This window comes from Microbacterium sp. 16-032, assembly GCF_041079455.1.
Lineage (GTDB): Bacteria > Actinomycetota > Actinomycetes > Actinomycetales > Microbacteriaceae > Microbacterium > Microbacterium testaceum_A.
In genome coordinates, this window is sequence record NZ_JBFYGQ010000001.1 from 324,866 (window position 1) to 341,143 (window position 16,278).

At 70.3% G+C, this 16,278-nt stretch carries 14 protein-coding genes; 4 read left to right on the forward strand and 10 right to left on the reverse strand.

Annotated elements, in window-relative coordinates; translation table 11 throughout:
• Positions 1 to 80: 80 nt before the first annotated feature.
• On the forward strand, positions 81 to 1,442 hold the full coding sequence (locus tag AB6V31_RS01400; RefSeq protein ID WP_369363580.1) for a glucose-6-phosphate dehydrogenase: 1,362 nt from the start codon (positions 81 to 83) through the stop codon (positions 1,440 to 1,442).
• 159 nt (positions 1,443 to 1,601) lie between these two features.
• Positions 1,602 to 2,186, forward strand: coding sequence for a nitroreductase family protein (locus AB6V31_RS01405; protein ID WP_369363582.1), 585 nt, complete (start codon positions 1,602 to 1,604; stop codon positions 2,184 to 2,186).
• 190 nt (positions 2,187 to 2,376) lie between these two features.
• Here AB6V31_RS01405 and rraA read toward each other — a convergent pair whose 3' ends face one another.
• The 3 genes from rraA to AB6V31_RS01420 form a co-directional block, all read right to left on the reverse strand.
• Positions 2,377 to 2,844 (reverse strand): ribonuclease E activity regulator RraA, encoded by a 468-nt coding sequence (gene rraA, locus AB6V31_RS01410; protein WP_369363583.1) that lies wholly within the window; start codon positions 2,842 to 2,844, stop codon positions 2,377 to 2,379.
• 72 nt (positions 2,845 to 2,916) lie between these two features.
• A complete protein-coding gene (locus AB6V31_RS01415; protein ID WP_369363585.1) occupies positions 2,917 to 5,115 on the reverse strand; it encodes an ATP-dependent Clp protease ATP-binding subunit in 2,199 nt (732 codons plus the stop codon).
• Between the two features lie 170 nt (positions 5,116 to 5,285).
• Positions 5,286 to 6,290: a GlxA family transcriptional regulator gene (locus tag AB6V31_RS01420; protein WP_056224707.1), complete on the reverse strand. Its 1,005-nt coding sequence runs from the start codon at positions 6,288 to 6,290 to the stop codon at positions 5,286 to 5,288.
• A gap of 86 nt (positions 6,291 to 6,376) precedes the next feature.
• On the opposite strand from AB6V31_RS01420, the gene AB6V31_RS01425 reads away from it, so the two are divergent.
• Positions 6,377 to 6,682 carry a hypothetical protein gene (locus AB6V31_RS01425; protein ID WP_369363587.1) on the forward strand — a complete coding sequence of 102 codons (306 nt, stop codon included), beginning with the start codon at positions 6,377 to 6,379 and terminating at the stop codon, positions 6,680 to 6,682.
• On the opposite strand, the gene AB6V31_RS01430 is transcribed toward AB6V31_RS01425, so the two are convergent.
• The 4 genes from AB6V31_RS01430 to AB6V31_RS01445 all read right to left on the reverse strand — a co-directional run bounded on the left by AB6V31_RS01430 (position 6,619) and on the right by AB6V31_RS01445 (position 13,266).
• On the reverse strand, positions 6,619 to 7,887 hold the full coding sequence (locus AB6V31_RS01430; RefSeq protein WP_369363589.1) for a glycosyltransferase: 1,269 nt from the start codon (positions 7,885 to 7,887) through the stop codon (positions 6,619 to 6,621). The two genes, AB6V31_RS01425 and AB6V31_RS01430, sit on opposite strands and share 64 nt — an antisense overlap.
• 3 nt (positions 7,888 to 7,890) lie before the next feature.
• Positions 7,891 to 9,072, reverse strand: a complete 1,182-nt coding sequence (locus tag AB6V31_RS01435) for a glycosyltransferase (protein WP_369364115.1) — start codon at positions 9,070 to 9,072, stop codon at positions 7,891 to 7,893.
• 292 nt (positions 9,073 to 9,364) lie between these two features.
• Complete coding sequence (locus AB6V31_RS01440) at positions 9,365 to 11,542, reverse strand: ABC transporter ATP-binding protein (RefSeq protein ID WP_256335536.1); 2,178 nt, start codon at positions 11,540 to 11,542, stop codon at positions 9,365 to 9,367.
• Positions 11,539 to 13,266 (reverse strand): ABC transporter ATP-binding protein, encoded by a 1,728-nt coding sequence (locus tag AB6V31_RS01445; RefSeq protein ID WP_074694628.1) that lies wholly within the window; start codon positions 13,264 to 13,266, stop codon positions 11,539 to 11,541. The genes AB6V31_RS01440 and AB6V31_RS01445 overlap by 4 nt, the downstream gene beginning before the upstream one ends.
• Before the next feature lie 159 nt (positions 13,267 to 13,425).
• On the opposite strand from AB6V31_RS01445, the gene AB6V31_RS01450 reads away from it, so the two are divergent.
• Complete coding sequence (locus tag AB6V31_RS01450; RefSeq protein ID WP_056224715.1) at positions 13,426 to 14,019, forward strand: hypothetical protein; 594 nt, start codon at positions 13,426 to 13,428, stop codon at positions 14,017 to 14,019.
• 115 nt (positions 14,020 to 14,134) lie between these two features.
• Here AB6V31_RS01450 and AB6V31_RS01455 read toward each other — a convergent pair whose 3' ends face one another.
• The 3 genes from AB6V31_RS01455 to AB6V31_RS01465 form a co-directional block, all read right to left on the reverse strand.
• Positions 14,135 to 14,572, reverse strand: a complete 438-nt coding sequence (locus AB6V31_RS01455) for a heat shock protein transcriptional repressor HspR (RefSeq protein WP_056224717.1) — start codon at positions 14,570 to 14,572, stop codon at positions 14,135 to 14,137.
• A gap of 92 nt (positions 14,573 to 14,664) precedes the next feature.
• Complete coding sequence (locus AB6V31_RS01460; protein ID WP_056224719.1) at positions 14,665 to 15,645, reverse strand: DnaJ C-terminal domain-containing protein; 981 nt, start codon at positions 15,643 to 15,645, stop codon at positions 14,665 to 14,667.
• 8 nt (positions 15,646 to 15,653) lie between these two features.
• Positions 15,654 to 16,271 carry a nucleotide exchange factor GrpE gene (locus AB6V31_RS01465; protein WP_074694627.1) on the reverse strand — a complete coding sequence of 206 codons (618 nt, stop codon included), beginning with the start codon at positions 16,269 to 16,271 and terminating at the stop codon, positions 15,654 to 15,656.
• Positions 16,272 to 16,278 lie beyond the last annotated feature (7 nt).

The following is a 16,278-nucleotide window of genomic DNA, read 5'->3' on the forward strand; positions in this document are numbered from 1 at the left end:
GCCGAACATCGCGCTAGTGGCATCCATGCGCCCGCTGCAAGCGGCACGGCGATGTCGCAACCGAGCGCTACGGTGGCCCCATGGCGGCGGACACCACCCTGATCATCCTGGGCGCTTCGGGCGACCTCACCTCTCGACTGCTCCTCCCGGCCCTCGGCCAGCTGCTCTCGCGCGAACCGAAGCGATCGGTGCGCCTGCACGGGGCGGGCATGGAGGACTGGACCGACGAGCACTGGCGCGAGGTCGTGCGCAAGGCCTTCCAGACGATGGATGCCGACTCCGCGTTCGCCGCGGTCTCCGACACGACGTACTCGCAGGCCGACATCACGAAGGCCGACGATCTGCAGAAGCTTCTCGACGACGCCGAGGGCCGCCCCGCGCTGTATTTCGCGGTGCCCCCGGCCGTCACCGAGAAGGCCTGCCTCGCGCTGAGCGACGTGACCATCCCCGAGGGCACGGTCCTGGCCCTCGAGAAGCCGTTCGGCACCGACGAGGCGAGCGCGCACACGCTCAACACGCAGCTGGCGACCCTCGTGCCCGAAGACCAGGTCTTCCGCATCGACCACTTCCTCGGCCGCTCGACCGTGCTGAACCTGCTCGGAACGCGCTTCGCGAACCGCATCATCGAGAGCGTCTGGTCGGCCGACGACATCGCGTCGATCCGCATCGACTTCCCCGAGGCCCTCGGCCTCGAGGGCCGGGCCGGGTACTACGACGCCGCCGGCGCCCTGGTCGACATGATCCAGAGCCACCTGCTGCAGGTCATGGCGTTCGTCACGATGGAGCCCCCGGCATCCCTCGACCAACTCGACCTGCGCGACGCGACCTCGGCGGTCCTGCGGGCGACGCACGTCAAAGACGACAACCCGGTCGCGAACTCCCGCCGCGCACGCTACACCGCGGGCGATGTGGGCGACCGCCACTTCCCCTCGTACGTCGACGAGCCGGGCGTCGACGCGTCGCGGGGCACCGAGACCCTGGCCGAGATGACCGTCGAGGTGCGCACGGCTCGCTGGCAGGGGGTTCCGATCCTGCTGCGGTCCGGCAAGGCTCTCGGCGCGGGAGACCCGGCCGTCACGGTCGCGTTCAAGCCCGTGCGGCACCTCCCCGTCGGCTTCGTCGGCGAGAGCGAGCCCTCCGAGATGGTGTTCTCGCTCGGCCCCGACACGATCAGCCTCGGCCTGAACATCAACGGCGCCGACGATCCGCTCGACCTGGAGCGGGTGAACCTGTCGACCCACCTCGGCGAGGGCGCCCTCAAGGCCTACGGCGAGGTGCTCTCGGGCATCCTCGACGGAGACGCCATGCTCGCCGTCCGCGGCGACGCGGCCGAGCAGTGCTGGCGCATTGTGCAGCCCGTCATCGACGCGTGGCGCAAGAACGAGGTGCCCCTCGACGAGTACCCCGCGGGCACCGCGGGACCGTCGTCCTGGAACGACTGACCGATCCCGCGGCACACCGCCATCACCCGGCGTCGCAGGCTGAGAGTCGGCTCCTCATCAGAGACGCATAAGTTCACACGGGAACACGTCGCCTACCGGCGGCGTTCAATGGTGCGGGTCAACGGCGTCCCGCATCAGTCCCCGTTCTCAGGAGAACCCATGTCTCTCACGCTCGACCGCACCGCCCCCACCGACGCTCCCATCCTCGATGTGCTCGCCGAGCGCTGGAGCACCCGCGTCTTCGACCCCGAGACGCCGATCGACGAAGCCGCTCTGCGCTCCGCCCTCGAGGCCGCCCGCTGGGCCCCCTCGGGCATGAACTTCCAGCCGTGGCGCTTCATCGTCGCGCGCCGCGGCACCGCCGCCCACGAGAAGGTCGTCTCGGCTCTCATGGGCTTCAACCAGGCCTGGGCGCCCGACGCCGGCGCCCTGCTCGTGGTCCTCGCCGAAACCGAGACCGAAGACGGCGAAGCGCGCACCTGGGCGCTCTACGACAGCGGGCAGGCCGCCGCGCACTTCACCGTGCAGGCGCACGCAGAGGGCCTCTCGACCCACCAGATGGGCGGCTTCGTGGCCGACGACCTGCGCGCCGCCTTCGACGTCGACGCGCGATTCACCCCGGTCACCGTGATCGCCGTCGGCGCGCTCGGCGACGTCGACGCGGCCGAAGAGGGCCTGCGTCAGCGCGAGCTCGCCCCGCGCCAGCGCCGCACGGTCGAGGAGTCGCTGCTCGTCGACGACTGAGCCCCGGCATCCCGCTCGAAGAACGCCGTCCCGAGGGAGCACGCGCCAGCGCGTCGTGTCTCGCTCGGGGCGGCGTTCCTCATGGGCGCCCGGCCCGACGGGTGGGAGAGGTGCCCGGGCCGCCCCGGAGCAGCTTGCTCCGACGCGCCGTCACTCTCGCGTAGGACGCGTCGGCTCTCGGAACGCGCGCTCAGCGCTCCACGAGCACCCCGTCGGCATCCGCCCACACATGGCGTCCCGGCGCGAAGACGACCCCCGCGATGGTCACCGTCACGTCGACCTCGCCCGCGCCGTCCTTCGCGCTCTTGCGGGGGTTCGAGCCGAGCGCCTTGACGCCCAGGGGTAGCTCGGCCAACGCCGCGCGGTCGCGGATCGCCCCATTCACGATGACCCCCGCCCACCCGTTGTCGACCGCGGACGCGGCGATCAGGTCGCCCACGAGCGCCGACTCGAGCGAACCACCGCCGTCGACCACGAGCACGGCTCCGTCGCCGGGGGTCGCGAGCACTCTCTTGACGAGCGCATTGTCGCGGTGGCAGCGGACCGTGCGGATCGGCCCGTCGAAGGCGACGTGCCCGCCGAGGTCGATCATGGGGAGAGAGAGCGAGTCGAGTTCGTCGCCGCGCTCGTCGTACAGGTCGGCCGTTGCGATCGTCATGGCGCCAGGCTAACGGGGCCGGTACGCCGGAAGAGGGGATGCCGTGGTGGCATCCCCTCTTCCGACGGGGTTCTACTCGACGATCTCGGCCTCGATCACGTCGTCGTCTCCGGGTTCTTCCGTTGCGGGACCGGTGCTCACGAGCATGAGCGAGTCACCGTCGCTGGCCACGTCGACCCGCACGACGTCTCCGTCGCGCACCGAGCCGGCCAAGATCGCCATTGCGAGGCGGTTCTGGATCTCGGTCTGGATGAGACGCCGCAGCGGACGGGCGCCGTACACCGGGTCGTATCCGCGCTCGGACAGCCACGACCGGGCGTCGGGGGTGACCGCCAGGCTCAGCCGGCGCTCGCGAAGACGCTTGTGCAGCGCGTCGACGGCGAGCTCGACGATCTGCGCGAGGTCGTCCTGGCTCAGGGCCTGGAAGATCACGATGTCGTCGAGACGGTTCACGAACTCCGGCTTGAAGGCCTGACGGACGAGCGCCTGCACCTGCTCGCGCTTGGTGTCCATCGACAGGGTCGGGTCGATGAGGATGGGCGAGCCGAGGTTCGAGGTGAGCACCAGGATGACGTTGGTGAAGTCCACGGTGCGGCCCTGGCCGTCGGTCAGTCGACCATCGTCCATGACCTGCAGCAGCACGTCGAAGACCTCGGGGTGCGCCTTCTCGACCTCGTCGAGCAGCACCACCGAGTAGGGCCGACGGCGCACGGCCTCGGTCAGCTGGCCGCCCTGCTCGTAGCCGATGTACCCCGGAGGGGCACCGACCAGGCGCGAGACGGAGTGCTTCTCGCCGTACTCCGACATGTCGATGCGCACCATGGCGTGCTCGTCGTCGAACAGGAAGTCGGCGAGCGACTTCGCGAGCTCGGTCTTGCCGACACCGGTCGGGCCGAGGAACAGGAACGATCCGACCGGTCGGTGCGGGTCGCTGATGCCCGCGCGCGAGCGACGAACGGCGTCGGACACCGCCTTCACGGCATCCCGCTGTCCGATCAGGCGCCGGCCGAGCTCGCGCTCGAGGTTGAGCAGCTTCTCGGTCTCTCCCTGCAGCAGGCGTCCCACCGGAATGCCCGTCCACGCCGCGATGACGGCCGCGATGTCTTCGTCGGTGACCTGGTCGTTGACCATGCGGTCGCCCGCGGGCTCTTCGCGTTCGGCGACCATGAGCTCGCGCTCCAGCGCCGGGATCTCGGCGTACAGCAGTCGCGACGCCCGCTCGAGGTTGCCCTCGCGCTGCGCGCGCTCGGCGTCGACGCGAGCGGCATCCAGCCGGGTCTTCAGGTCGCCGACGCGATTGAGCGAGGCGCGCTCGCGCTCCCACCGCGCCTGCAGGTCGTCGAGCTTGGCCTGCTCGGCGGCGAGGGTCTCGCGGAGCGTGGCGAGGCGCTCCTTCGACGCGTCGTCCTTCTCTTTCTTCAGCGCGAGCTCTTCGAGCTTGAGGCGGTCGACGTGGCGACGCAGCTCGTCGATCTCGAGCGGCGCCGAGTCGATCTCCATGCGCAGGCGCGAGGCGGCTTCGTCGATCAGGTCGATCGCCTTGTCGGGCAGCTGACGCGCGGGGATGTAGCGGTTGGAAAGGGATGCCGCGGCGACCAGCGCCGCGTCGGCGATCGCAACCTTGTGGTGCGCTTCGTAGCGCTCCTTGAGGCCGCGGAGGATCGCCACGGTGTCCTCCACCGTGGGCTCGCCCACGTACACCTGCTGGAAGCGACGCTCGAGAGCGGCGTCCTTCTCGATGAACTCGCGGTACTCGTCGAGCGTGGTCGCACCGATCAGGCGCAGCTCGCCGCGCGCGAGCATGGGCTTGAGCATGTTCGAGGCCGCGACCGAACCCTCGCCGCCACCCGCGCCCATGAGCACGTGCAGCTCGTCGATGAACGTGATGATGCGTCCGTCGGACTCGGTGATCTCTTTGAGGACGCTCTTGAGGCGCTCCTCGAACTGCCCGCGGTACATCGCACCGGCCACCAGGGCCGAGATGTCGAGCGAGACAAGCTCTTTGTCCTTGAGGCTCTCGGCGACGTCGCCCGCGACGATGCGCTGGGCGAGGCCCTCGACGACGGCGGTCTTGCCGACGCCGGGTTCGCCGATGAGCACGGGGTTGTTCTTCGTGCGCCGGGTGAGCACCTGGCTGACGCGGCGGATCTCGCCGTCGCGCCCGATGACGGGGTCGAGCTTGCCCTGACGGGCCCGGTCGGTGAGGTTGATGCCGAACTGCTCGAGGGTGCTGCGCGCGTCCTCCTGCCCCGGCTGTTGTGTGGCGTTCATATGGTCTCCTGAAAGTCTGTTCGCAAACTTGAGTTGCGTTGACTCAAGTTTAGCATCGGGTCGCGCGGAGAGCAATGGATGCCGGGGCCTCGGGCTCCCCGCGGCCGGGCGGGGCGCGGCTCCGCGCGCGGCGCGGCTCAGGCGGGGAGGGGCTCCGCGCGCGGCGCGGCTCAGGCCGGGACGGGCTCGGCGGTCGCCGCCTCGACGGAGCCGGATGCCGCCTCCCCCGCGCACGAGAACCGCGCCCGGTAGGCCGTCGGGGTCAGTCCCATCGTGCGGGCGAAGTTCTGTCGCAGCACCGCCGCGGACCCGAACCCGCACTCCGCCGCGATGCGGTCCAGGCCGAGGTCGGTCTCTTCGAGCAGTCGCTGGGCGTGCAGCAGACGCTGGCGCGCGAGCCACGCCGCCGGCGTGGCTCCCAGGTCGGCCTTGAACCGCCGAGCGAAGGTGCGCGGCGACATGTGGGCGCGAGCGGCGAGCCGGTCGACCGAGAGCTCGGCATCCAGGTTCTGCAGCATCCACTCCGTCACCGGAGCGAGCGAGAGCGAGGTGTCGATCGGGATGGGCGACGCGATGAACTGAGCCTGCCCCCCGTCACGTTGGGGCGCGACGACCATGCGGCGGGCGATGCGGTTGGCGAGCTCGGAGCCGAGCTCTTGGCGCAGCAGGTGCAGGCAGGCGTCGAGCCCGGCCGCCGTCCCGGCACTGGTGATGATGCTGCCCGCCTGCACGTAGAGCACGTCGGGGTCGACCTCGATGCGGGGATACATGCGCGCCATAGTGTCGGCGTAGCGCCAGTGGGTCGTCGCGCGTCTTCCGTCCAGAACACCGGATGCCGCGAGCACGAACGACCCGCTGCAGACGCTCAACAGCCAGGCGCCGCGCTCGTGCGCCGCGCGGACGACCTCGATCACGCGAGGGTCGACGGCATCCCACTGCTCCCGGGGAATGGGCGCGAGCACGAGGATGTCGACATCGGCAGCCGCCTCGAGACCGTGCTCGACGTTGATCGAGAACCCGATGTTCGAGGGGACCACACCGGGGTCGGGGGCCACGATGCGGAAGTCGAAGTTGGGGATGCCGTCATCGCTGCGGTCGAGACCGAACGCCTCGCACGCGAGACCGAACTCGAACGGAGCGAACCCCGGCTGGGTGACGACGGCGACCGATCGCATGGGAACCTCCGGTGTGGCAGAAATCGGACGGATGCCGTCCATCATGCCACTCGTGGCCGGATTGCTCCAGTCGTAGCTTTTCGGTCATGGCTTACTTCATTGCTCTCGGCATCCTGGCCGTCGCCGGCATCGTCGGAACGGTGTGGCTCGTCCGCACCGACGGGTACGGCCGGACCCCCACCGACCCGCGCCGCGTCCGCTCCCGCCGGCCGGCCGCTCCGCGACCACGACGGCGGGCGGCGCGAGAGACACGCCGTTCCGGGATGCCGACACCCCGGCGCGTCGCCGAAGCCCCCGCCGTCGTTCTCGCGGCGTCGGCGAAGCCGAGTCAGCGCCCCGCGGCGACCGCGCGCGCGTACACGCCGACCATCGCCGCCGTCCGCGAGGACTGACGGAACCGTTCCGCGATCGACGGGTCGGGCACGGCCGGAGTGCCCGCGACGATGTCGGCCGCCGCGCTGCGCAGCGCCTCGGCGAGGGCGGGGACCGTGGCATCCGCCACCGCCCACACCCCCGAGCCCAGTTCCGCCGCGATGTCGGGGTCGCTCACCACGGCCGGGGTTCCGAGCGAGGCCGCTTCGAACACGGTCATGCCCTGCGTCTCGAAGCCGATCGAGGTCTGCACCACCGCGTCGGCGTCGGCGAGTCGGCGGAGCGTCTCGGTGTACGGCAGACGTCCCGCGAAGATGATGGACGCCGCGGGCGACGACCGCTCGACCAGGCGACGCGCGGCACGAAGCTGCGACCCGCCGCCGACGATCTCGACCTCGGCCTCGATGCCCGAGGCGATGACCGCTTCGAGGAACGGCAGCAGACGCTTCTCGGGACTCATGCGCCCGAGCCAGATGAAACGCGGTCGGCCCGGTCGGCGTTCCGACGCCTCGGCGCTCAGGGCGGCGTCGAGCACGTCGTCGTCGATGCCGTTCCAGATCACGTCGACGGCCTCGGCGACGCCGTGCGCCTCGAGGCGGCGGGCGAAGTGGCTCGAGGGCGCCGTGACCGCCCGCGAGAGTCGGGCCAGCTGTCGCAGGAACGCCCATCCGTCAGCCAGTCCGCGCGATGGACCCGCGCTTTCGCGGTCAGCCCGGGGCGACGTGCTCGAGTCGACTGATCCCCCGCGAACTCCGGTGCGGGCGGCGGCGGTCCCCGGCAGCACCCGCCGCGCCCAGGCGTTGAGCGCCCGCAGTACGAGCCGCGGGAAGGGCGCAGTACCCTCGATCCCCACGTCGACGCGGTTGTGCATCGTGTGCACGACGGGCAGTCCGTGGCGCGCGGCGTACCGGTGGCCGATGAACGCCCCCCAGAAGTCCGCCTGCACGTGCACGACGTCGACGCGAAGTCGCGCACCCATCTCGGCATCGAGGAATCGATCCGTCCGGACGCCCGGCCAGGTGAGGGCGTACTCGCGGTCGGGGGTGATCGCGATCGACGGAAGGTCGAGGTAGGCCGCGTCGCCGGCGCTCTCGCGGTGCGGGCGCGGCGCGACGACCGTGACCACGTGTCCCGCGCGCTCGAGGAAGCGTTTCTGCAAGCGCATCGACACCTGCGCGCCGCCGAGCGACTCGAGGTGCTGGTCGGCGAACATCACGACGTGCACGGGTTACTCCGGCAGCGGCCGACCGCGGTACAGCGCCTCGAAGGTGTCGAGCGTCCGGTTGATGTCGTGCACGGCGACCGCGTCGAGCGACGCCTGCTGCATGCGCGTGCGCTCCTCGGGCGCGGCCGTGAGCACATCGGTCAGGCGCGCGGCGAGCTCGTCGGCGTTGCCCGGCTCGAAGAGGTAGCCGTTCTCGCCCTCGTGGACGAGGTGCGGGAGCGCCACCGCGTTCGCCGCCACGATCGGCAGACCGGATGCCATGGCCTCCATCGTCGCGATCGACTGCAGCTCCGCGATCGAGGCGATGGCGAAGACGCTGGCCCGCGAGTAGAGCGTGCGCAGGTCTTCTTCCGACGCATGGCCGTGGAACGTCACGCGCGAGGCGACACCGAGCTGCTGCGCGAGGGTCTCGAGCTTGGCGCGCTGGTCGCCACCGCCGACGACGTCGAACGTGACGTCGAGGGCGGGGTCGAGCTGCGAGAGGGCCTTCAGGGCGACGTCGATGTGCTTCTCGGTCGTGAGACGCCCCACGAACAGGATGCGGTTGGCGTCGCGCGGGGTGAGGTCGGGGCGGTAGTTCGACCGGTCGATGCCGCACGAGATCGGGATGACCCCCGAGATGTCGATCGTCGACTCGAGGAAGTCCGCGGCCTTGCGCGTGGGCGTCGTGACCGCGCGCGTCATCTTGAACGTGCGCTCGGCGTCGGCCCAGGCGAGCTTGACGAAGATGCGGTCGAGGAAGTCGGGGAGCGTGGTGAAGTCGAGGATGTTCTCGGCCATCACGTGGTTGGTCGCGATGACGGGGATGCCGCGCTTGCGCGCCTCGCGGGCGAGGCCTCGGCCGATGACGATGTGCGACTGGATGTGCACGACGTCGGGCTTGGTCTCGTCGAGCAGAATCCGGGCGTAGTGCTTCGAACGCCACGGCAGCACGAAGGTGAGCCAGTCGTGCGGGAGGAAGCGGTACGCCGGGAGCCGGTGCATGGTCATCGGCTGATCTTCGATGACCTCGGTCGCCGTGCCGGCGTTGCCGTGGCCCACGCTCGGGGCGGCGACGTGCACGTCGTGGCCGCGAGCGACGAGGCCGGCGGCGAGGCGCTCGGCGAAACGCGCGGCGCCGTTCACGTGGGGGAGGAAGGTGTCGGCGCCGATGAGGATCCGCAGGGGGCGATCGGGGGCCGGCACCGCTTCGAGAGCAGCCGAAGGGTCGGTCGACGCGGCGGGCTCGGACGGATCGGCGGGCGTCGCAGGAGTGGTCACGAGGGGTGAGGCCTATCTATGCGGCGGTCGGTTCGCAGAGGCAGGTGCATGCGCCCGTCCACTGTACCCGAGCGGGTTTCGGGGCTCTGGGGCGCTCCACAGGTGTCGCACTGCCGGCCCGTGCGGAGCCCGGGCCGGCGCCCCCGTGGACCCCGACACGACGAAGCCCGCTCGGCGGGAGACCGAGCGGGCTTCGCGGCGGGGCGGGCGGGCGGCGTTACGGCTGTCCGTCGAGGCGCGCGTCGGGCGCGGGCACGCCCTGCGCGGGGCGCGGCGGCCCGTCGGTGCCGGCCGCAGCGGGGACCTCGGATGCCGCGGCCGCCAGCGCCGACACCACCACGGCGTCGTCGGTGGTCGGGGTGCGCTGCGGGTCGTCGGCCGACGACGCCTCGGCCCCGGTGGCGTCGAGGTCGGCGGTCGCCTGCTCGAACTGCGAGCGGTAGAGGCGGTAGTACGCGCCCTCGGTTGCGATGAGCTCGTCGTGCGAGCCCTTCTCGACGATGTCGCCGTGCTCCATCACGAGGATGAGGTCGGCGTCGCGGATGGTCGAGAGGCGGTGCGCGATCACGAACGAGGTGCGCCCCTCGCGCAACGCCGCCATGGCCTGCTGGAGCAGCAGCTCGGTGCGCGTGTCGACCGACGACGTGGCTTCGTCGAGGATCAGCACCGAGGGGCGGGCGACGAACGCCCGCGCGATCGTGATGAGCTGCTTCTCTCCCGCCGAGACGTTGGCGGCGTCTTCGTCGAGCACGGTGTCGTACCCCTCGGGGAGGGAGTGCACGAACTGGTCGACGCGCGTGGCGACGGCGGCCTCGACGATCTCTTCGTCGGTGGCGCTCTCGCGCCCGTAGCGGATGTTGTCGCGGATGGATCCGGCGAACAGCCACGGGTCCTGCAGGACCATGCCGGTGCGGGAGCGCACGTCGTCACGACGGAGTTCGGCGATGTCCTGCCCGTCGAGCAGGATGCGCCCGCCGTCGAGTTCGTAGAACCGCATGATCAGGTTGACCAGCGTGGTCTTGCCCGCACCGGTCGGACCCACGATGGCGACCGTCTGACCGGGTTCGACGCGGAACGACAGGTCGGTGATCAGGGGGCGATCGGGCGTATACGAGAACCGCACGTTCTCGAACTCGATCACTCCCCGGCCGTCGACGTGCGCCGGGGCATCGGCCGAGTCCGGCTCCTGCTCGTCGGCGTCGAGGAGGGCGAACACGCGCTCGGCCGAGGCGGTGCCCGACTGCACGACCGCGGCCATGCCACCCAGCTGCGACAGCGGCTGGGTGAACTGCTGCGAGTACTGGATGAAGGCCTGCACGTCGCCGAGGCGGATCTGCCCGCCGGCCACCATGAGACCGCCGAGAACGGCGATGCCGACGTAGGTGAGGTTTCCGACGAACATCATGCCCGGCATGATCATGCCGGAGAGGAACTGCGCCGTGAAGCTGGCCTGGTACAGCTCTTCGTTCTCGGCCTCGAACTTCTCGCGGGCGTCCTTCTCGCGGCCGTAGACCTTGACCAGCGCGTGGCCCGAGAACGACTCCTCGACGCGGGCGTTGAGGCGGCCGACCTTCTTCCACTGCTCGCCGAAGGCCTTCTGCGACTTCGGACCGATGACGCCGAAGATCACCGCCATGAGCGGCAGCGAGACGAGGGCCACGAGAGCAAGCTGCCACGAGATGGTGAACATCATGATGAGCACGCCCACCACGGTGAGCACCGACGTCAGCGCACTCGAGAGGGACTGCTGCATCGTCTGCGTGATGTTGTCGATGTCGTTGGTGACGCGCGAGATCAGCTCTCCACGCTGCACGCGGTCGAAGTACGACAGCGGCAGGCGGTTGATCTTGGCCTCGACGTCTTCGCGCAGGCGCCACATCGTGCGAACCATGATGACGTTGATGACGTACCCCTGGATCCACGACAGCAGCGACGAGCCGACGTAGATCGCGAGCACCGTCACGATGACGACGCGCAGGGCGTCGAAGTCGACCCCGGCACCGACGGAGAAGTTGCTCATCGCTCCGACGATGTTGGCGATGTCGTTCTGCCCGGCGGCCCGCAGGGCGTCGACCACCTCGGTCTGCGAGGTGCCGGCGGGGAACTGCTGCGCGAGTCCCTTCGACACGACGCCCTCGAAGATGATGTTCGTCGCGTCTCCGAGCACGCGCGGGGCGAGCACGGCGAGGACGACGCCGATGGCGCCGAGGATCGACACGAACACGAAAGCGGCAGCGTATGGCCGGAGCAGGCCGAGCAGGCGACGGAAGCTCGGGCCGAAGTTCGACGCCTTGCCGGGCGCGACGCTGTCCCAGCTGCCGGAGTTCACCCGCGCCTGCTCGGCGAGCTCGAGCTCTGCGCGTTCTTCTTCGGTGAGGGCGTCCACGGTGCTCATGCCTCGACCCCCAGCTGCGACTCGACGATCTCGCGATAGGTGGCGCTGGTGGCCAGGAGCTCATCGTGCGTACCCAGACCCGCCATTCGGCCGTCTTCGAGCACCACGATGCGGTCGGCGCCAGTGATGGTCGACACGCGCTGGGCCACGACGATCTTGGTCACCTCGGGGAGCTCGCGCCACAGAGCTTGTCGCAATCGGGCGTCGGTACTCAGGTCGAGCGCCGAGAACGAGTCGTCGAAGACCAGCACGGCCGGCCGATGGACGATCGCCCGCGCGATGGCGAGGCGTTGGCGCTGGCCGCCCGAGACGTTCGTTCCGCCCTGGGCGATGCGCCCCTCGAGCTTTCCGTCCATCGCTTCGACGAAGTCGCGACCCTGCGCGATCTCGAGGGCATGCCACAGCTCATCGTCGGTGGCCTCTTCGCGGCCGAACCGCAGGTTGGACGCCACCGTGCCGCTGAACAGGAACGGCCGCTGCGGTACGAGACCGATGCTCTTCCACAGCACGTCGAGGTCGGCCTCGCGAACGTCGACCCCGCCGACGCGCACGGCTCCCGAGGTCACGTCGAAGAGCCGCGGCAGCAGCGAGACGAGCGTCGTCTTGCCCGCTCCCGTCGACCCCACGATCGCGACGGTCTCACCGGGACGTGCGGCGAAGCTGATCCCGGAGACGACGGGCGACTCGGCGCCCGGGTAGGCGAACGAGACGTCGTCGAACTGCACCGCGCCGGGCTCGGGCAGGCGCTCGACCGGGTTCGCCGGGCGTTCGAGCGTCGACCGGCTGTCGAGGACCTCGCCGATGCGCTCGGCCGAGACGGCGGCGCGCGGGATCATCACCGTCATGAAGCTGGCCATGAGGACGCCGCCCAGGATCTGCGCCACGTACTGGATGAAGGCGAACAGGGTGCCGATCTCGACCCCTCCGGCGTCGACCTGGATGCCACCGAACCAGATGACGCCCACCACCGTGACGTTCAGGACGAGCATCGCGAGGGGGAACAGCAGCACGAAGAGCGAACCGACCTTGCGGCCGACGACGAGGATGTCGGTGTTCGCCTCGCGGAAGCGCTCTTCTTCGATGCGCTCGCGGACGAAGGCGCGCACGACGCGCACGCCGGTGAGCTGCTCGCGCATGACGCGGTTCACGCCGTCGAGCTTGGTCTGGTAGCTGCGGAACAGCGGGACCATCCGCGCGATGATAAGCCCGGCCACGATCACCAGGACGGGCACGGCCACCGCGATGAGCCAGCTGAGCCCGACGTCTTGCTGCAGCGCCATGACGATGCCGCCGATGGCCAGCAGAGGGGCGCTGACCAGCATGGTGGCGCCCATCATCGCGAGCATCTGCACCTGCTGCACGTCGTTGGTGTTGCGGGTGATCAGCGACCCCGCGCCGAACTGCGACAGCTCGCGCTCGGAGAAGCCGCTCACGCGCTCGAACACGTCGAGGCGGATGTCGCGGCCCGCGGCCATCGCGGCCCGGGCGGCGAAGTAGGTGGCGATGACCGAGGCCACGATCTGGCCGAGCGAGATGACGAGCATGAGCCCGCCGCGCGACCAGATGAACCCGGTGTCGCCACGGGCGACGCCGAGGTTGATGATGTCGGCGTTCAGTCGCGGCAGGTACAGCGTCGCGACCGCGGACGCGGCCTGGAAGACGAGGATGGCGACCAGCAGCCAGCGATAGCGCGAGAGATAGCGGATGAGGAGTTTGCCGAGCACGAGGCCCTCCGAGAGATCGACGCGGTCGCGATGACCGCGGAGTCCAGCCTGGCACTGACCTCCGACATCGGCGACCCCTCCCCGTGTGGGAGCGTTCTCTCGTCGCGAACGCGGCTCATCGGCATCCCCCTCTCAGGAGCCGGATCGTAGGCTGAGCCCATGTCTCGACTGCAGGCCGACGCTCCCGCCGACCTCTGGGTGCCCGTGACCGGCTCCCTCGGATTCCGCGGCCGACGCCACCGCAAGGCGGCGATCGGCATGCTGCTGAGCCAGGCCAATCAGGCCGCGGGCGCTGCTCCCCGCCCGGGCGGTGGAGCCTTCGCGTGGATCCTCAGCCAGGCGGCGCCCCTGCTCATGCGCCGCGCGGGCGGGCGCGTGCTCGTGTGGGTCTGGAAGAGCGACCCCGAACTGCTCGTCGTCATGGCGCAGCTGCAGGAGGCCACACCGCAGCTGCGCACGGCGCGGGCGATGATGCCGATGGAGTACGACGACACCGAGTCGTTCCGCAATCCGCACCTCGGCGTCGGCGAGAAGCTCGCGATGCCGCTGCCGAACGATCCCACCACTCCTCCGTTCGCCACGTACACGTGGGACACCGGCTCGCACTTCGTGACCGTCACGGCGGTGTGCTCGGACCGCCAGCGTTTCGGCACGGTGATCGACGAGGTGGATGCCGTGGCGCGCACGATCCGAGTGGTCGACGACCTGCAGGTCGGCGAGGCGCCGACCGTGTTGCGGATCGACCCGGCCTGAGCCGGGAGGGGCGGCTGAGCCCGTCGAAACCCGGCGCGCCCGCGGCATCCCGGCCCGTTTCGCCACGCCCAGGAACCTCGCACGGCGCACAGACCTCGCGCAGCGCGGGGCGGCGTCAGTCGCCGTGCATGTCGCGCGGACGCCACAGCACGATGTCGGTGGCTCGGCGCACGCGCGCTCCGTGGCGCAGCGTGACGACCGAACCGGTGGCCCCGGCCGCGAAGACGCGGGCACCGGGGCGCGACTGCCGCTCGATCGTGAGCTGACGCTCGAGGTCGTTCACGCGACGCGCGAGCTCGTGGACGCGCTCCTCGAGCGCGAGGAGGCGCGCGATGGCCGGCAGGCTCATCCCCTCGCCCGACAGGCGCGCGACCTCGCGCAACTGCTGGACGTGACGGCTCGAGTACCGCCGCGAACCGCCCTGGGTCCGCGCGGGCACGACGAGGCCGAGCCGGTCGTACTGCCGCAGGGTCTGCGGGTGCATGTTCGACAGCTCGGCGGCTGCGGCGATGGCGAAGATCGGGGCGTCTTCGTCGATCTCTCTTTCGGACACGTCTTCACCTCTTTCGTCGTGCCGGATGCGGGTGCCGGGTTCTCGGCATCCTGTCGTATCGGATGCCGAGAACCTCGGCGACGCGCGTGTGTCTATCGCGCCTTGGCCATGAGGTCGGCGCGGGGATTCTCTTTCGGCTCCAGTTCGTGGAACCGCTCGAGGGCCTCGCGCGCGGCATCGTCGAGATGCGTGGGCACCGCGACCTGGACCTCGGCGAGCAGGTCGCCGGTGCCCTTGGTGGTCGAGATCCCGCGACCCTTGACGCGCAACACGCGTCCCGAGGGGGTGCCGGGGGCCACGCGCAAGCGCACGGGGTCGCCGCCGAGCGTCGGAACCTCGATCGTCGCACCGAGAGCGGCCTCGGTGAAGGTGACCGGCACGGTGATGCGCAGGTTGAGTCCGTCGCGCGTGAAGACCGGGTGGGGGCGCACGGCGACGGTCACGACGATGTCGCCGCTCTCGCCACCGTCGGGGGACTTGCGTCCACGCCCGCGCAGCCGGATCTTCTGCCCGTCGGACACGCCGGCGGGGATCTTCACCTTGAACGGCACGTTGTCCTCGCCCGCGAGGGTGATGGTCTCACCCTTGGCCGCGGTGACGAAGTCGAGCGTCGTGCGGGCCGAGACGTCAGCGCCCTTCTGCGGGCCGCCGAAGCCGCGGAACCCTCCCGTCGTCTGACCGAACCGGCCGGAGCCGAAGCCGCCGCCCTGCTGATCGAACATCGTGAAGAAGTCGTCGAAGCCGCCCGACGGCGCCTGCCGCCCCTGACCGAACCGGCTGAAGACGTCGTCGAAGCCACCGCCCGCTCCGGCCCCGGGAGCCGAGAAGCGCGCCCCCGAGCCCATGGCCCGGATCTGGTCGTACTCCTCGCGCTGCTCGGGGTCGTTGAGCACCGAGTAGGCCTCGCTGATCTCCTTGAACTTCGCTTCGGCCTTCGCGTCTCCCGGGTTCGAGTCGGGGTGGTACTGGCGCGCGAGCTTGCGGTACGTCTTCTTCAGATCGGCAGCGCTGACGCTCTTGTCGACACCGAGGACTTTGTAGAAGTCCTTGTCGAACCAGTCCTGACTCGCCATGGGTCCTCCTATTCGGCCGGCACGGCGACGACGACCTTGGCCGGTCGCAGTTCGACCGAACCGAGGCGGTAGCCGACCTCGACGACCTCGAGGATCGTGGTCTCGGTCACGCCGGGGGTGGGGGCCTGGAAGATCGCCTCGTGCTGCTGCGGGTCGAACACGTCGCCCACGGCGCCGTACGACACCACACCGAGGCGCTCGGCCACGGCGCGCACCTTGTCGCCGATCGCCGAGAGCGGGCTGCCCTCGACGAGGTCACCGTGCTTGGCGGCGCGGTCGAGGTCGTCCATGACGGGCAGCAGGCCCTTCACGGCCTCGCCCTTGGCGCGCTCGATCTCGCGCTCGCGCTGCTCCTCGGTGCGCCGACGGTAGTTGGCGTACTCGGCCTGCAGGCGCTTGAGGTCGATCAGCAGCGAGGCCTCCTTGTCGGAGGATGCCCCCTCTGCGGCGGCCTCGGGCGTCTGCTCGGCGCCGAGGATGTCGTCGATGGTCAGGCCATCGGCATCCGTCCCTTCGGTCTGAGGCTGGTCGCCCGACGGCGCGGGGCCGGAGGTGTTCTCCTCCGGCCCCGTCTCGTCAGGACCGGCGCCCGAGCCCGTGGGCTGTTCGTCGTCCTTGTGTGCCATGTTCTCT

What these genes read in the sequence shown, in the direction of transcription:
- AB6V31_RS01400 (WP_369363580.1), top strand. Translation starts at nt 81, where the DNA reads ATGGCGGCGGACACCACCCTGATCATCCTGGGCGCTTCGGGCGACCTC.
- AB6V31_RS01405 (WP_369363582.1), top strand. Translation starts at nt 1,602, where the DNA reads ATGTCTCTCACGCTCGACCGCACCGCCCCCACCGACGCTCCCATCCTC.
- rraA (WP_369363583.1), bottom strand. Translation starts at nt 2,844, where the DNA reads ATGACGATCGCAACGGCCGACCTGTACGACGAGCGCGGCGACGAACTC.
- AB6V31_RS01415 (WP_369363585.1), bottom strand. Translation starts at nt 5,115, where the DNA reads ATGAACGCCACACAACAGCCGGGGCAGGAGGACGCGCGCAGCACCCTC.
- AB6V31_RS01420 (WP_056224707.1), bottom strand. Translation starts at nt 6,290, where the DNA reads ATGCGATCGGTCGCCGTCGTCACCCAGCCGGGGTTCGCTCCGTTCGAG.
- AB6V31_RS01425 (WP_369363587.1), top strand. Translation starts at nt 6,377, where the DNA reads ATGGCTTACTTCATTGCTCTCGGCATCCTGGCCGTCGCCGGCATCGTC.
- AB6V31_RS01440 (WP_256335536.1), bottom strand. Translation starts at nt 11,542, where the DNA reads ATGAGCACCGTGGACGCCCTCACCGAAGAAGAACGCGCAGAGCTCGAG.
- AB6V31_RS01450 (WP_056224715.1), top strand. Translation starts at nt 13,426, where the DNA reads ATGTCTCGACTGCAGGCCGACGCTCCCGCCGACCTCTGGGTGCCCGTG.
- AB6V31_RS01460 (WP_056224719.1), bottom strand. Translation starts at nt 15,645, where the DNA reads ATGGCGAGTCAGGACTGGTTCGACAAGGACTTCTACAAAGTCCTCGGT.
- AB6V31_RS01465 (WP_074694627.1), bottom strand. Translation starts at nt 16,271, where the DNA reads ATGGCACACAAGGACGACGAACAGCCCACGGGCTCGGGCGCCGGTCCT.